A 16,370-nucleotide genomic window follows, 5' to 3' on the forward strand; every position below is an offset into this window, starting at 1 on the left:
CGGACGCGCTCCGCCCGCAATCCCGATCCGGCCGGAAAAACCTCTCGGCGCGGGGCATGACGGCCCGAAGCGCGGGAAGCCAGGCCACGCGGAGCGAGGCGTGGGAGGCGAGATGGCGTACGACCTGCACGACGGCGACGGGGGACCGGACCGGTTCCCGGCCGGTCGTACCGCCGGATGACCCCGCTGGGCCGGATCGCCGGCCGGGTCCTTCCCCCTGTCGTGCCCCGACTGGTCGGCGACGCCTCCAAGAGCGCGGGTACGGCGGCCGCCCGCCTGGCCCGGACCGCCGGCCTCACCTCCCGCCGGGTCTGGTCCCGACCCGGACGACACCACATCGAGGTGCACGGGGTCTGTCAGGACGGCGGCGACCGGCTGGCCCGTCAGGTCGAGAAGGCGCTGGAGAAGCTCCCCGGGGTGAGTTGGGCCCGGGTCAACGCGCCGTCCGGCCGGGTGGTGGTGGCCGTCGAGGAGCCGGAGCCCCGGCTCCGTGACCTGGTCCGGACGATCGATCGGGTGGAGCGTCGCAGCGACCACGAACCCGACCCGGACATCCCGCCGCCACACCCGCCCGAGGAGGGCCCGCAGACCCCCCGCACGCTCGGCGCGCTCGCCTCCGACGTCCTCGGCCTGACCCTCTCCGCCGCCACCCGGATCCTGCCGTTCACCCCGCTGCCCGGTGAGGCCGCCGGTTTCCTCGCGGCGGTCGACCTGCACCCGAAGCTGCACGCCCTGGCCGACCGGGGCCTGCGCGCGGACCCCCGGGCCGATCTGGTATTCCCGCTCGCCGAGGCGGTGGTGCAGGGGCTCTCCGGCGGGTGGACCAGCCTGGTGCTCGACGGCGCGCAGCGGGTCGTCCAGTGGGGCGAGGCCCGCGCCCAGCAGAACGCGTGGAAACGCGCCGAGCCACAGCTCACCGGCGACCCGGACCGGGCCGTCGCCCGCGCGCCCACCCACGACCGGCCGCGCGCCAAACCGGACGGGCCCGTCGAGCGGTACGTCAACCGGATGCTCCTCGCCGGGGCGGCCGCCGGGCTGGCGGCGCTGCCCGCGGTGGGCGCGAAGCGGGCCGCCGCGCTGGCGCTCTCCTCCCTGCCGAAGGCCCCCGGCTCCGGCCGCGAGGGGTACGCCGCGCAGCTGGGCCGGATCCTGGCCCGCCGGGGCGTCATCGCGATGGACCGTGGCGTGCTGCGGGAACTCGACCGCGTCGACACCCTTGTCCTGGACACGGCGGTGCTCGGCTCCGACCGGGGAGCGCTGGTCGACCTGGCCCCGCTCGCCACTATGGACGAGGAAAAGGTCGCCGCCCGCGCCTTCGCCCTGTTCGACCCGGAGGCACCACGACGGTGCCAGGAGAGCGACGGCTGGCGACTCGCACCACTGGACCGGCTCGACATACGCGATCCGGGGGACACCGACGCCAGCCGGCGGCTCCGCGACGGCGGTGGTCTGCTGCTCGGGCTGGTCGAGGGGGAGTCCCTGGCGGCGGTGCTGCGGGTCGAACCCGAGCCGGCACCGGGCGTCGACGCGTTGTCGGTCGCCGCCCGGCAGGCCGGCCTGCGGGTGGTGGTGAGCGGCGACGCCGCCGAGCGGTACGCCTTCGCCGACGCCGCCCTGCCCGGTGGATCGCGTCTCGCCGAGACGGTACGGGCCCTCCAGTTCGACGGCGCGGTGGTGATGCTGGTATCCGCCGACCGGGCGGCGCTCGGTGCCTCCGACTGCGGCCTCGGCACCGGTGGTCCCGACGACCCGCCGCCGTGGGGCGCGCATCTGCTCGTCGGCACCGACCTACGGACCTGTGCGCTGGTCGTGGAGGCGACCGGGGTGGCCCGCCGGATGAGCCGGCAGAACATCCGCCTCGCCGAGGCGGGTTCCGGGCTCGGCGCACTCGGGGCGTTCACCGCCGACCGGGAGCTCCTGCCCGGCCGGGCCCTCGCCGCCGTGAACGGCGCCGCCGCGCTGGCCTTCGCGCACGGGGTCTGGCGGGCCCGGCGGTTGCCGGACCGGACGGACACGCCGGCCCCGGCGGTCACCGCCTGGCACCTGATGCCGGTCGACGTGGTCCTCGACAGTCTCGGCACCACTCCGGACGGACTCGACGCGACCGAGGCGGCCAGCCGGCAGGGCCGGGGCACCGGTAAGGGCACCGACGACGGCAGCCTGTTCCGGGCGCTGGTCGACGAACTCGCCAACCCGCTCACCCCGGTCCTCGCCGCCGGGGCGGCTCTCTCCGCGGCGTTCGGTTCGATCGTCGACGCCGCCCTGGTCGGTGGGGTCGTCGGCGGGTCCGCCCTGATCGGCGCGGTGCACCAGCGCAACACCGAACGGTCCCTGGCCGAACTGCTCGCCCGGACGGCGGTGACCGCCCGGGTCCGGCGTGCCGGCGTCGAGCAGGTGGTGTCCGCCGACGACCTGGTCGTCGGCGACGTGATCCTGCTCGAATCCGGGGACGCGGTACCCGCCGACTGCCGGATCCTGGAATCGGTCGGGTTGGAGGCCGACGAGTCGTCGCTGACCGGCGAGTCGCTGCCGGTGGCCAAGACCGACCGTCCGGTGGTGGCCGCCGCGGTGGCCGACCGGCGCTCGATGCTCTACGAGGGCAGCACCGTCGCCGCCGGGCACGGCACCGCCGTGGTGGTCGCCACCGGAGCCGACACCGAGGCGGGACGAAGCCTCGCGCTGGCCCGGCAGGGGGCACCGGCGGGCGGGGTGGAGGCCCGGCTCGGTCGCCTGACCCGGGCGGCGCTCCCCCTCGCCGCCACTTCGGCGGTCGCGGTGGCCGGGGCGGGGCTGCTGCGGGGCGTACCGCTGGCGGAGACGGCGGCGACCGCCGCGAACCTGGCCGTCGCGTCGGTGCCGGAGGGGCTGCCGTTCCTGGTCAGCGCCGCGCAGCTCGCCGCGGCCCGGCGGCTCGCCGAGCACGGCGCGCTGGTCCGCAACCCGCGCACCATCGAGGCGCTGGGCCGGGTGGACGTGCTCTGCTTCGACAAGACCGGCACGCTCACCGAGGGACACCTCCGCCTCGCCGGGGTCGGCGACGGCGACCGCTACACCCAGGTGGACCAGCTCGACGGGACACGCCCCCTGCGGGCCACGCTCGCGGCGGCGCTGCGGGCCACCCCGGACTCGGCCGATCCGGCGGAGCTGCCGGAGCAGACCGACCGGGCGATCCGCACCGGCTCCCGGACCGTCGACGGGGTGGCCGAGCAGATCGGTGCCGGCGGCTGGCGGTCCGTCGGCGGGCTGCCGTTCGAGCCGTCCCGGGGCTACCACGCCACCCTGGGCGAGACCGACGACGGCCTGCTGCTGAGCGTGAAGGGCGCGCCGGAGCGGGTGCTGCCCCGCTGTGCCACCCGCCGGGCCGCCGACGGCACCGAGCGGCCCCTGGACGACGCCGACCGGACCCGCCTGGAGGATGCCCTGGCCGAGCGGGCCGGTGCCGGACACCGGGTGCTCGCGGTCGCCGAACGGCGGATGACCGACCGGGAGGTCACCGACGACGAGGTGTGTGACCTGGTCTTCGTGGGCTACCTGACCCTCGCCGACGGGGTGCGGGAGAGCGCCGCGCCAGCCGTGCACCGGATCCGGCAGGCCGGCGTGCACACCATCATGATCACCGGCGACCATCCGGCGACCGCCGAGGCGATCGCCTCGATCATCAGCACCGACAGCGACCAACGGGTGGTCACCGCCGCCGAGCTGGACCAGCTCGACGACGAGGCCCTCGCCGACCGCCTCGCCCGCACCGACGTGGTCGCCCGCTGCACCCCGACCCACAAGGTACGGATCATCCAGGCGCTCCAGAAGTGCGGCCGGGTCGTCGCGATGACCGGGGACGGCGCGAACGACGCCCCCGCGATCCGCCTCGCCGACGTCGGCATCGCCCTCGGCCAGCGGGGCACCCCGGCGGCGAAGGCCGCCGCCGACCTGGTGGTCACCGACGACCGGCTGGAGACCATCATCGCCACCCTGGTCGAGGGGCGGGCCATGTGGTCCTCGGTCCGCCACGCGCTGAGCATCCTGGTCGGCGGCAACCTGGGCGAGATCGCGTTCAGCGTGCTCACCGCCGCCGCGACCGGCCGTTCCGCGCTCACCGGCCGGCAACTGCTTCTGGTGAACCTCCTCACCGACCTGGTGCCGGCGATGGCCATCGCGGTCCGACCACCCGGTGACCACCACGGCGACCACCTGCTGCGCGAGGGACCGGACACCTCCCTCGGGGAGACCCTGAACCGGGAGATCGGGCTACGGGCCGCCGCCACCACCCTCGGCGCGACCGCCGGCTGGACACTCGCCCGCTGGACGGGCAGTCACCGGCGGGCCGGCACGGTGGCCCTCGCCTCCCTGGTCGGCACCCAGCTCGGGCAGACCGTCCTCGCCGGAGGCACCAGTCCGACGGTGCTCGCCTCCACCGCAGCCTCGGTCGGCGCGCTGGTCGCCGTGGTGCAGACCCCCGGGGTCAGCCAGTTCTTCGGCTGCACACCGCTCGGACCGGTCGGCTGGACCATCGCCGCCGGCTCCGCGCTCGGTGCCACCCTCGGCAACGGCACCCTCAGCAGGCTGGTGGACCGCCTGCCCCGACCACCGTCCTGACGGACCGGAGCTGCTCGGAAGCAAACCGGTTGGCCCGACCGGCCGCCGCTCGTACCGTGACGGGATGCTCAGCGCGCCCGCCGGCCTCACCGACGAGACCCTTGCCGCCGCGCTCGGACGCGCCTGGCGGCTCGACGTCGACGCGGTGACGTACCGGCCGGTCGGTTTCGGCAGCCACCACTGGGAGGTCCGCACCGTCCAAGGCGACCGGTGGTTCGCCACCGTCGACGAGTTGGAGCTCCGACGGCACCGGCGGGACGAGCCGCTGGACCGGGCGTACGACCGGCTCCGGGCCGCCTTTGCGGCGACGGTCGCGCTGCACGCCGCCCTCGACGGCGGTGCCGCCCGGAGCACGCCCGCCGGCCGGGGCCGACGGCGGAGCTTCGTCGTGGCACCGGTGCCCACCGTCGACGGTGAACCACTGTGCCGGGTCGCCGACCGGTTCGGGCTGGCGCTCTACCCGCACGTCGCCGGGGAGAGTTTCGCCTGGGGCGACCATCCCACCGCCGAGCACCGCTGGGCTGTCCTGGACATGCTGGTCGCGGTGCACACCGCCCCGGCCGACGTACGCCGGCACGCCGCCGTCGACGACCTCGCCGTTCCGCACCGGGACGCGCTGGACGACGCGCTGCGGGACGGTATTCCCGACTGCGGCCCGTACTCCCGACCGGTCGGCGGGCTGCTCGCCGCGCACGCCGCGCCGATCCGGCGGCTCCTCGACCGGTACGACGCCCTGGCCACCCGGGCGCGCGCGTGCGACGACCGGGTGGTGCTCACCCACGGTGAACCGCACCCCGGCAACACCATGCGCGATCCGGCCGGCTGGCTGTTGATCGACTGGGAGACCGCCCTGGTCGCGCCACCGGAACGGGACCTGTGGAACCTCGACCCCGGCGACGGTTCCGTCCTCACCGCGTACGCCGACGCGACCGGCGTACGCCCGGATCCGACGCTGTTGGAGCTGTACCGGCTCCAGTGGGACCTCAAGGACCTCGCCGTGGACGTCGACCGGTTCCGCCGGCCCCACACCGGCAGTGCCGACGACGAGGCGTCCTGGGACATCCTGCGAGGGCTGATCCGGCACCTGGCCGCCAGCGACGGGGCCCGGGCGTCCTGAGGCCGGCTCCGGTCCGGCCCCGCCAGGTGCGGCCCGGCAGTCCCGGGACTGCCGGTCGCCGACGCCCGGCAGCCACCGCTGACGCGAATCGGCGACCAGGGCGGTCCGTCACGGACACAATGGTGCCGAAGGGGGCGAGCCGTGAACCTGCTGAGCGTCCTGCCGCTCGCCCTGGTGATGGTCGCCGGCCCGCAGATCATCAGCGCGGTCTTCCTCGCCTCCGGTCGGAACGCCCGACGCGCCTCGCTGGCCTTCGTCCTGGGCGCGGGGATCGCCCTGCTCGTCGGGCTCGGGTTCTGGTACGTCGTCTTCCACGCCGTACGACACGCCGTCGCCGTGCCGGGCGGGGACGACGGCGCCCGCCGCCTCCTCGACTGGGTGGTCCTGGTCGTGCTGGTGGGGCTGGTCCCGACCGTCTACGCCCGCCGCAGCCACCGACCGAGGTGGATGGGTCGGCTGACGGAGGCCGGTCCCCGGCTCGCGTTCGGGCTGGGGTTCCTGCTCCTCGCCGCCATGCCCACCGACGAGGCCACCATGCTGACCGTGGCGGCGAGCCTGGCCGGGCACCACCGGCCGTGGTGGCACCTGCTGCCGTTCGCCGGCTTGACGCTGCTGCTGCTCTCGCTGCCGCTGCTGGCGTTGTCCCTGCTGGGTCGGCGCGCCGTGACCGTGCTGCCGAGAGTCCGGGACTGGGCCGAGACCCACGCGTGGGTGGTCAGCGAGGCGGTCATCCTGATCTTCCTCGCCTCCGTGGTCCGCGACCTGCTGAGTTCGGCCGGTTGACGCACACGGCGATACTCGGCGGAATGAACGACCTGCATCCGAGCGCGACACCGGCTCCGGTCGCCCGAGGACGGCATCGCCACCTGGTGCAGGCGGCGGTCGTGCTGGCTCTCGTCTGCGGCATCGTGGTCGCCGCCGTCGTCCTGTGGTGGCCCCGGACGACCGTCGTCCGGGTCGTCGACCAACCGCCGGAGATCGTGTACGCCGACGGTTCGAGGCACTTCGCCGTGCTGACGCACGTCCGCGCGCCGATCGCGGCGATCCGGCTGTCGGGGGAGTCCTCCTCCGCCGTCGACCACTACGCGGTCGTCCTGGGTCGCGACCCGGGCGGCAGCTACGGGCACCGGGTCCGCCTCGACGCGACGGGCATGGACCCGGCCGACCTGACCGTCGAGTGGACCTCCGACGGCGTGTGGCTCTCCTATCCGTCCGGTCATCGGGTCTTCGTGCCCGCGGCCCGGTTCACCGGCGGTCGGTGAGCGGACCTGCGGGCGCGGGCAGGAGCACCGTGCGCAGACGTCGTCGGTCCACGGCACCGGTCCGGCGCACAGGACATGGCCGGCGCTGCGTCCGTCGGGATCCACCAGGCGTGCCGAGGCCGCCGACAGCGGCGGCACCGGCTGACCACTGTCGAGCATCGCCCGGACCTGTTCGGTGTGACGGTCCTGCCACCGCCCGTCCGGATGGCCGGGGCCGTACGCCGCTGCCAGTCCTTCGGCCAGGTCGTCGTCCCAGCCCGGACTGCCCAGGAACCACCCGGCAGGCAACATCACCGGCGCGGGCACCCGGTCCAGAGCGTGTCGCATGTCGGTCGCGGCCCGGTGCACCTCGGCACCGCCGGCCTCCAACACCGCCAGCAGAGCGTCATCGGACGTTTCCAGCCGGCAACCAGCGAGATCACGGCGCACCTGCTCGGCAAGTTGAGTCCGCGCCGCACCGGGCAGTGGCCTGACCTCAGCCGCCACGCGCATCCCTGCCTCGTCACGAATGCGCATCCGGGCCAACGCCGTGCCGTCGTCGGCGACGAGCAACGTGTCGGCTCGGTTTCCTGGATGCGGGCGTACGGGCATCGCGCGAGCGTAGTGCCCCGTCCGGTCCGGCTCCACCGGTCACCGAGCAGTCGAGCCGCCCCGAACACGCTGTAGAGCTGCCCGCACGAACGGGGCAACCGTCATCGCTGGCACCGACGACACCGGGACGGCAAACCACACGGCCGCACCCTCGCATTTACCCGGCCACACCCTCGCATCAGGCACACCAGCTCCGGTAGCACAAACGGGGCAGCTCCAAAGCGTCCGACCCAGCGATGCCCTTTCGCCCGTCAGGCCGGCCCAGTTCCCCCACCGGGCGTTACCCTGACCGGGCGTTACCCTGACCGGACGGACCCGGACGAGGTGGGAACCGGATGAGCCGGACCGATCCGCACATCCACGTGGAGCAGAACGTGGTCCAGGCGGGGCCGGATGCGTTGACCGCAGAGACCGCTCGGGGCCATCGATCGCGTGCTGGTGGAGCCCAGGGGACTCGAACCCCTAACCCCTGCCTTGCAAAGGCAGTGCTCTGCCAGTTGAGCTAGGGCCCCTCAGGGGCGGGAGGAACCCGCCCGGGTTCGGCCTTATCGAAGGTCGGGAGCGGTGGTCGCCTCGTGCCACAGAGCGCGCTCGTCGTTCGACGCCTTGATCCGCTGGGCAACGACAACCGCCACACCAACCACGCCGACCAGCAACAGAAGCTTCTTCACCATGGGGCGTCCCCTCGCTCGACTGCCGTCCGACGGTGTGCGGTGGGGCTAGCTGGAATCGAACCAGCGACCTCAGAGTTATCAGCTCTGCGCTCTAACCGACTGAGCTATAGCCCCGTGTGCGACGAGCAACATTAACCCATCCGTGCGTCCCGCCCAAAATCGGGGTCGGGCGTCGCGCACCGTCGTTGACGAACCTACCCCGACGACCGACGCCGGGGCGACCGCTTTCGCGGTGCCCCGGCGTCACGTGTTCCCCGGGTCGGCTCAGTCCCGCTCGGCGAGAGTCAGTTCGACCCCGCCGACCAGGTCGGCGCAGACGTTGTAGACGAACGCCCCGAGCGTGGCGAGCGCCGTGAACAGGACGACGTTGACCAGCCCGAGCAGCGCCGAGCTGAGGATCACGCCCTTGGCGGTGATCTGGAAGCCGTCCGCGCTCTGTCCACCACCGGCGCTGACCAGGTCGGTCAGGCTCTCGTTGACGCTCTGGAACACGCCCATCGCGTCGAGCGCCAGGTAGAGCACCGACGTGGCGACCACCACGACGATGAAGAGCACCACGGAGACCGCGAAGGCGAACTTCATCACGGACCACGGGTCGATCCGCTTGAGGTTCAGCCGGGCCCGACGGGGGCCTCGCGAGGCGGCGGAGCTGACCGAGCTACGCGCGGCGCGTACCGCCTCGTTGACCCGGGCCGCCCCGACCGCCGCGGCACCGCCGACCCCCGGCGGCAGCCCGCCACCGTTGGGTCGGGCGACGCCCGGTCGCGCGGTGTCCGGCGGGGTGCCGGCACCGACCCGCGGCTGGGTACCCGTCGTGGCCGTCTGGGCGGCCTTCGTGGGGATCGGCTGTGTCGTCGTGGCCGGACGGGCCGCACCGGGGACCGGTGTCGCCCCGGCCGATGTCGGCGCGTCGACGTTGATCGCCTCGGTCCGGTCGCCCTTCTCCGCCTCGTCGGCGGTGGGCTTGTCCGGCGGCGGTGCCATCCCCGGAGCCCGGGTGAACTTCGGGGCAGGCGCGTCAGCGGGAACCGTGGCCCGGCCCACCGCAGCGCGTCCGGACGCGGGTGCACCGCCCTTCGCGGCATCCTCGTCGACCGGTTTGGCCGAGGTCCCCTTGTTCCCCGACTTCGCCTGTGTCTCCGTCATCAACTAGTCCTGTTCGTCAGGCTCGTCGGCATTGCGAGCAATCGCCACGATAGTTACGCCGTCCGGGAGGTCCATCAGCTTGACCCCCATTGTGTTCCGATCCCGCGTACGGCGTACAGGCTTCACCGGAGTTCGGATGACGCCACCGTTGCTGGTGATCGCGAAGAGCTCGTCGTCCGGGCTGATCACGACGGCGCCGACGAGGCCCCCACGGCGTTCTGTGATCTTCGCGGTCAACACGCCCTTACCTCCCCGGCCCTGCACCGGGTATTCCTCGATGGGGGTCCGCTTCGCGTATCCCCCGTTCGTGGCCACCAGGACGTCCATACCCTCCCGGACGACCTCCATGGCCAGAAGTTCGTCCTCGTCACTGAAGCGCATGCCGATCACGCCCGTGGTGGCCCGCCCCATCGGTCGCAGCGCCTCGTCGCTGGCGTTGAACCGGATGGCCTGTGCGTTCTTGGAGACCAGCAGCAGGTCGTCGTGCGGAGCGCACAGGGCAGCACCGACCAGCTCGTCCTCGTCGCGCAGGTTGATCGCGATGATGCCGCCCGAGCGGTTGGAATCGAACTCCTCGAGCTTCGTCTTCTTCACCAGGCCGTTCTTCGTGGCCAGTACCAGATAGGGGGCTACCTGGTAGTTCGGAATCTCAATGATCTGTGCGATCTGCTCCTCCGGTTGGAAGGCGAGCAGATTGGCCACGTGCTGGCCCTTGGCCACCCTACTGGCCTCCGGAAGCTCGTATGCCTTGGCCCGGTATACCCGCCCCTTGTTGGTGAAGAACAGGATCCAGTCGTGGGTCGAGCAGACGAAGAAGTGGCTGACGATGTCGTCCTGTCGCAGCGTGGCGCCGCTGACCCCCTTGCCGCCCCGCCGCTGGGAACGGTAGAGGTCGACCTTGGTCCGCTTGGCGTACCCGGTACGGGTGATGGTGACCACGACGTCCTCACGGGCGATCAGGTCCTCCATCGAGACCTCGCCGTCGAACGGCACGATCTTCGTACGGCGCTCGTCGCCCCACTTGGCGACGATCTCGCCCAGCTCCTCGGAGACGATCCGCCGCTGCCGTTCCGGCTTCGCCAGGATGTCCTTCAGGTCGGCGATCTCGATCTCGAGCTTCGCCAGGTCGTCCAGGATCCGCTGCCGCTCCAGCGCGGCGAGGCGACGCAGCTGCATGTCGAGGATCGCGGTCGCCTGGATCTCGTCGATCGTCAGCAGCCGGATCAGGCCCTGCCGGGCGTCCTCGACCGTGGGCGAACGCCGGATCAGGGCGATCACCTCGTCCAGTGCGTCGAGCGCCTTGGACAGACCGCGCAGGATGTGCGCCCGCTCCTCGGCCTTGCGCAGCCGGAACGCCGTCCGCCGCCGGATCACCTCGATCTGGTGCTCGACGTAGTACCGGATGAACTGCGCGAGGTTGAGCGTGCGCGGCACCCCGTCGACCAGCGCCAGCATGTTGGCGCCGAAGGTCTCCTGGAGCTGGGTGTGCTTGTAGAGGTTGTTCAGCACCACCTTGGCGACCGCGTCGCGCTTGAGCACCAGCACGATCCGCATGCCGGTACGCCCGGAGGACTCGTCCCGGATGTCGGCGATGCCGCCGAGCTTCCCCTCCTTGATCAGCTCGGCGATACGCTCGGCCAGGTTGTCCGGGTTGACCTGGTAGGGCAGCTCGCTGACGACCAGGCAGGGGCGCCCCCGCTTGTCCTCCTCGACCTCCACCACGGCACGCATCCGGATCGAGCCACGACCCGTGCGGTACGCGTCCTGGATGGCGGTCGTACCCACGATCAGGCCGTGGGTCGGGAAGTCCGGGCCCTTCACGATCTCCAGCAGCGCGTCGAGGGTGGTGGCCTCGTCCTCCTCCGGGTGCTCCAGGCACCACTGGACGGCCGCGCCGATCTCCCGCAGGTTGTGCGGCGGGATCTTGGTAGCCATGCCGACCGCGATGCCCTCGGAGCCGTTGATCAGCAGGTTCGGGATCCGCGACGGCAGGATGGTGGGCTCCTTGGCCCGCCCGTCGTAGTTGTCCTGGAGGTCGACGGTGTCCTCGTCGATGTCCCGCAGCATCTCCATCGCCAGCGGGTCGAGCTTGCACTCCGTGTTGTGGCTGACGAAACCGTCGGAGACGAACGAGTGGTCGTCGGTGTCGACCCGGATGCTGTAGACCGGCTGGACGCCCGCGTCCTCGACCGTGGCCACCTCGGCGTAGTAGAAGCGCCCGTCCACCAGCGGCTCGACCACGTCGAGCACGTCGGCCTCGGTGATCCGGGCAGCGATCTCCGCGCGGTCCCGCTCCCAACGCTCGACGCGGTCCACGTTGTGCCGGCGCAGCCAGTCCCGCTCGGTCCACCGGGTGGCGCCGTGCGCCCGGACGAAGTCCGCCACGAAGGGGACGTGGTCGGCGGAGAGAGCGGTACTGGTGGCCGGCACCGAGGCCAGCTCGGACTCCAGCTTGGCCTGCTTGCGACCGAGAAAGCCGACGTGCGCGGCGAAGATCCGGGCGTCGCGCCGGTTGGTAACCACAACCTTGATCTCGCCGTTGTCGTACCGGCACTGCTTGCTGACCACGCCGAACTCCAGCAGCAACTGCTGGACCTCGCGGGCCAGGCGGTCACTGCGGGTCGAGTACGAGATCTGGATGCTGTTACGCGGCAGCAGCGAGGAGGAGCCGTCCCCCTCGAAGAGGGCCTGGAGGAACGTCCGCTTGATCGCCGCAGGCCCCTGCCAGACGAATTCCGGTACGGACTTCGCCGCGCTGCGCGCCCCGACCATCTCGCCGAGGATGCTCGACCGCAGGGCGGTCAGGTCCTGCACGTCGAGTTCGTGCAGGACGCTCCCGGAGGCGATGGTGCGCTGGCTGACGTACCGCGGGCCACCGACGGCGAGGTCGTATGCGGCGAGCACCCGGACGAAGAACTCCCGGTCGGTGTTGTTGAAGCCGGCCCGACCCTCGGACACCCAGCCCTCGCTGACGAAGGCACCGGCGAGGAAGGCGGCCTCGACGTGCTCCATCATCGGGTAGCCGATCTCGTCCGGCACCGTCCGCTGGAGCACCACCCGGTCGCCGGAGGAGATCTCGGCGAGCAGCTTCCAAAGCAGGGTGGGCACGCCGGCCACCTCCACCAGGCAGAGCACCGGGTGGTTGTGGGTGCCGGTCAGCTCGTACCCCTCACGGGTGCGCAGCCGCAGCGTGGGGTGCTCGCCGGAGTGGAAGAACTTCGAGGCCCGAACCAGGTCGCCGTTGCGGTCGCGGACCTTGAGCTCGATGTCGGTCTCGCTGCTCGGCGCGGCTCCCGGCACGACCTGGTCGATCCGGACCGACCCGTCAAGGGTGCGGATACGGGCGTCCCCGGTCAGGCAATACCTCATGGCGGCAGCCGGATCGTTGCCCGGGGAGCCGAAGTTGCCGTTGCCGTCGACCAGCGGGTACCGCAGCGCCCAGGACTGCGCCATCCGGACCAGCGCGTCGTAGATCGCCGAGTCGCCGTGCGGGTGGAACTGGCCCATCACGTCGCCGACGACGCGGGAGCACTTCACGTAGCCGCGGTCCGGCCGGTAGCCGGAGTCGAACATGGCGTAGAGGATCTTGCGGTGGACCGGCTTGAGCCCGTCCCGCACGTCCGGCAGCGCCCGACCGACGATGACGCTCATCGCGTAGTCGAGGTAGGAGCGCTGCATCTCCACCTCGAGGCCGACCGGCTCGATCCGGTCGTGCGCCACTACCGCGGCGGTCGCGTCCGGGGTCTCCGGCTCGTTAGGGGTGGACTCGGGAGTATCGGTCACTGTTAACCCTTATCAGACTCAGAGTCGTTTTCGTGCTGTGGATAACGGCTGTGGATACCGGCGAAGCTGTGGATAACTCTGTGGACGGGTGAACGGCCGGAAGCTTCCCGGCGGCCCACCGGCGACCGTCAGATGTCCAGGAAGCGCACGTCCTTGGCGTTCCGTTGGATGAACGAGCGGCGTGCCTCGACGTCCTCGCCCATCAGGACACTGAACAACTCGTCGGCGACCGCCGCGTCGTCGAGCGTGACCTGGCGCAGGGTCCGGGTCGCCGGGTTCATGGTGGTTTCCCACAGCTCGGGATAGTTCATCTCGCCGAGGCCCTTGAACCGCTGGATGTCGTCCGGCTTGGCGTTCGCCTTCTTCTGCTGGCGCAGCGCGATCAGCCCGTCCCGCTCCCGGTCGGAGTAGGCGTACTGGGCGTCGTCGCCCTTCTTGTTCCACTTGATCTTGTAGAGCGGCGGGGCGGCCAGGTAGACGTGCCCCAACTCCACCAGCGGACGCATGAACCGGAACAGGAGGGTGAGCAGCAGGGTCTGGATGTGCTGGCCGTCGACGTCCGCGTCGGCCATCAGCACGACCTTGTGGTACCGCAGCTTCTCCATGTCGAAGTCGTCGTGGATGCCGGTGCCCAGCGCGGTGATCAGCGCCTGGACCTCGTTGTTCTTCAGCACCCGGTCGATCCGGGCCTTCTCCACGTTCAGGATCTTGCCGCGGATCGGCAGGATCGCCTGGGTGCGCGGGTCGCGTCCCTGCTTGGCCGAGCCGCCGGCCGAGTCGCCCTCGACGATGAAGACCTCGGACTCGCGCGGGTCGGTGGACTGGCAGTCGGCCAGCTTGCCCGGCATCGAGCCGGACTCCAGCAGCGACTTGCGGCGGGCCAGCTTGCGGGCCTGCTGGGCGGCGATCCGGGCCCGGGCGGCCTGGGACGCCTTGGTGATGATGATCTTCGCCTCGGCCGGGTTCCGGTCGAACCAGTCGACCAGCCACTCGTTGCAGACCCGCTGGACGAAGCTCTTCACCGGGGTGTTGCCGAGCTTGGTCTTGGTCTGCCCCTCGAACTGCGGGTTGGCCAGCTTGACCGAGATGATCGCGGCGAGCCCCTCGCGGATGTCCTCGCCGGAGAGCTTCTCGTCCGACTTCAGCAGCTTCTTCTCGGTGCCGTACTTGTTGACGAGGCTGGTCAGTGCGGCGCGGAAGCCCTCCTCGTGGGTGCCGCCCTCATGGGTGTTGATGGTGTTCGCGAAGGTGTAGACCGACTCGCCGTAGGACTCGTTCCACTGCATGGCGATCTCGACGGACATGCCCTCCTCCTCGCCGGCGAACTCGACCACCGTCTTGTGGATCGGGTTCTTCGAGGCGTTGAGGTGCCGGACGAAGTCGGCGATGCCGCCCTTGTAGCAGAAGGTGACCTCGCGCGGCTTGCCCTCCTCGTCGGTGGAGCGCTCGTCGAGGAGGTGGATGGTCAGGCCCCGGTTCAGGAAGGCCATCTCCTGGAGCCGCCGGTAGATGGTCTGGAAGTCGAAGTCCACCGTCTCGAAGACGTCCGGGTCCGGCCAGAACGAGACCGCCGAACCGGTGCGGTCGGTGGCCTCGCCCTTGTCCAGCGGGTTCGGCTTGGAGGCGGCGTACTGCTGCCGCCAGACGAAGCCGTCCTTGTGGATCTCGACGGCCATCCTCGTGGAGAGCGCGTTCACGACGGAGACGCCGACGCCGTGCAGACCGCCGGAGACCGCGTACGCCTTGCCGTCGAACTTGCCACCGGCGTGCAGCACGGTCAGCGCGACCTCGACGCCGGGCTTCTTCAGCTTGGGGTGCAGGTCGACCGGGAAGCCACGGCCGTTGTCGGTGACCCGGACGCCGCCGTCGGCCAGCAGCACCACGTCGATGGTGTCGCAGTAGCCCGCCAACGCCTCGTCGACCGCGTTGTCGACGACCTCCCAGACGAGGTGGTGCAGACCACGTTCGCCGGTCGACCCGATGTACATGCCGGGCCGCTTCCGGACCGCCTCCAGACCCTCGAGGACGGTGATCGAATTGGCGCCGTACTCCTGCTTGTCCTGGTCTGCCACCCTCGGCCACTTTCTCGCGCCGTCCGCGCCGGGAGGGCGCGTCGGACGCGGGTTCGGCGGACAGGACGCGACGTCGGGCGCGGGGACCGGCACCAGGTAACCTCCGGGGTACGGCCGAACACGCCGGTCGCCGCGGTTGCCCGCGGATCGCGATCAACTCGACACGACGCAGGTACGTCGGGGCCCGGCCGGGTCCGTGGCGTCGCTCCGCGCCAGAATCGTCGTCTCGTCTCCAATCCTACTGTGCGCAGCCGACAGAACCACCACTCGGCACCCCTTGAAGGCGGCTCAGACCTCCGCTGCGGCCCGAATCGCGCCTCCCGTAACTCCCCCTACACGAGCGGCCCTGATCGTGGGCGCGGTTGCCGACGGTCGGGCCACCGACACCACCCGCGACGGGTACGCCCCGGGGTCGCGCGGAGTACACACGGTGCCGTACGTTGGCGGCGCCGCCCGGGGTGCCGCTCTTGATCTTTAGAGGGCAGAATCGGACGATCGGACCAACTGGCTCGACACGTGCACTTAAGAGGTGACGCCCGATGGGGCTGGACAACGTCGCGGTGGTCTGGCCGCGGACCGGCCGGTTCTACGACCCGGTGGCACCGGCCGAGTTCGTGGACTTCGGCGAGATCGTGGAGATGCCCCAGATCTCCGCACCGACCGCGGCCCTCGCCGAGCTGATCGCCAAGACCGGCACGGTGCGGGCAACCGCGTACACCGAACTCGTGGACCTCCTGCTCGGCCTGGAAAATGTGCTCTACGCCACGGAGAACGCCGCCGAGGACGAGGACCCGGTGATCGACCCGGACGGCTGCGCCTGGATCGCGGACGGGCTGGAGCGTTTCGTGGCCCGGCACCGCGAGCACGGTGAACCGGTCACCTTCGACTCGGTCAGCGCCGTGCTGCGGGCGCTGCTGGCCGACAACCGTCTCGCCGAGCAGCAGCTCCGCTGGCTCGACAGCCGGCTCGACGGCCTCCGCGACGAGGCCGGCGACCCGCCGCAGTGGAACTTCACCTGCGCCGAGCTGGCCGTGCTCGCCGCCTTCTACCGCCGGTGCGCCGAGCGCGGCTTCGCCGTCTACGCCGCCACCTGACCGGTTCGCCGGCCGCCGTCCCGCTCGGGGCGGCGGCC

General features: G+C 71.6%; 9 protein-coding genes and 2 tRNA genes. 5 read left to right on the plus strand and 6 right to left on the minus strand.

The genetic code is table 11. The features are described 5' to 3' along the window. The first annotated feature begins 177 nt into the window (after positions 1–177). The 4 genes from QSK20_RS12025 (at position 178) to QSK20_RS12040 (ending at position 6,972) form a co-directional block, all read left to right on the plus strand. Positions 178–4,593: a cation-translocating P-type ATPase gene (locus tag QSK20_RS12025; protein ID WP_285788661.1), complete on the plus strand. Its 4,416-nt coding sequence runs from the start codon at positions 178–180 to the stop codon at positions 4,591–4,593. Positions 4,594–4,657: 64 nt separating this feature from the next. After that, positions 4,658–5,710 (plus strand): phosphotransferase, encoded by a 1,053-nt coding sequence (locus QSK20_RS12030; RefSeq protein ID WP_285788662.1) that lies wholly within the window; start codon positions 4,658–4,660, stop codon positions 5,708–5,710. A 141-nt stretch (positions 5,711–5,851) separates the two neighbouring features. Further along, positions 5,852–6,493 (plus strand): GAP family protein, encoded by a 642-nt coding sequence (locus QSK20_RS12035; RefSeq protein WP_285788663.1) that lies wholly within the window; start codon positions 5,852–5,854, stop codon positions 6,491–6,493. A gap of 23 nt (positions 6,494–6,516) precedes the next feature. After that, positions 6,517–6,972 (plus strand): hypothetical protein, encoded by a 456-nt coding sequence (locus tag QSK20_RS12040; protein ID WP_285788664.1) that lies wholly within the window; start codon positions 6,517–6,519, stop codon positions 6,970–6,972. 1,027 nt (positions 6,973–7,999) lie between these two features. Here QSK20_RS12040 and QSK20_RS12045 read toward each other — a convergent pair. From QSK20_RS12045 to gyrB, 6 genes are all read right to left on the minus strand, one after another. Then, positions 8,000–8,075: transfer RNA gene (locus tag QSK20_RS12045), tRNA-Ala, on the minus strand. Between the two features lie 33 nt (positions 8,076–8,108). Further along, positions 8,109–8,237 carry a DLW-39 family protein gene (locus QSK20_RS12050; RefSeq protein WP_211296303.1) on the minus strand — a complete coding sequence of 43 codons (129 nt, stop codon included), beginning with the start codon at positions 8,235–8,237 and terminating at the stop codon, positions 8,109–8,111. A gap of 40 nt (positions 8,238–8,277) precedes the next feature. Beyond that, positions 8,278–8,351, minus strand: a tRNA-Ile gene (locus QSK20_RS12055). Positions 8,352–8,501: 150 nt separating this feature from the next. Then, a complete protein-coding gene (locus tag QSK20_RS12060) occupies positions 8,502–9,383 on the minus strand; it encodes a DUF3566 domain-containing protein (RefSeq protein WP_285788665.1) in 882 nt (293 codons plus the stop codon). A gap of 3 nt (positions 9,384–9,386) precedes the next feature. Then, complete coding sequence (gyrA, locus tag QSK20_RS12065) at positions 9,387–13,166, minus strand: intein-containing DNA gyrase subunit A (protein ID WP_285788666.1); 3,780 nt, start codon at positions 13,164–13,166, stop codon at positions 9,387–9,389. 128 nt (positions 13,167–13,294) lie between these two features. Next, positions 13,295–15,238, minus strand: a complete 1,944-nt coding sequence (gene gyrB / locus QSK20_RS12070; RefSeq protein ID WP_285788667.1) for a DNA topoisomerase (ATP-hydrolyzing) subunit B — start codon at positions 15,236–15,238, stop codon at positions 13,295–13,297. A gap of 539 nt (positions 15,239–15,777) precedes the next feature. Between gyrB and QSK20_RS12075 the strand changes: the two genes are divergently transcribed. Beyond that, positions 15,778–16,332: a hypothetical protein gene (locus tag QSK20_RS12075; RefSeq protein ID WP_145834737.1), complete on the plus strand. Its 555-nt coding sequence runs from the start codon at positions 15,778–15,780 to the stop codon at positions 16,330–16,332. Positions 16,333–16,370: the final 38 nt, after the last annotated feature.

This window comes from Micromonospora sp. NBRC 101691 (genome assembly GCF_030269285.1).
Classification (GTDB): Bacteria; Actinomycetota; Actinomycetes; order Mycobacteriales; family Micromonosporaceae; genus Micromonospora; species Micromonospora echinospora.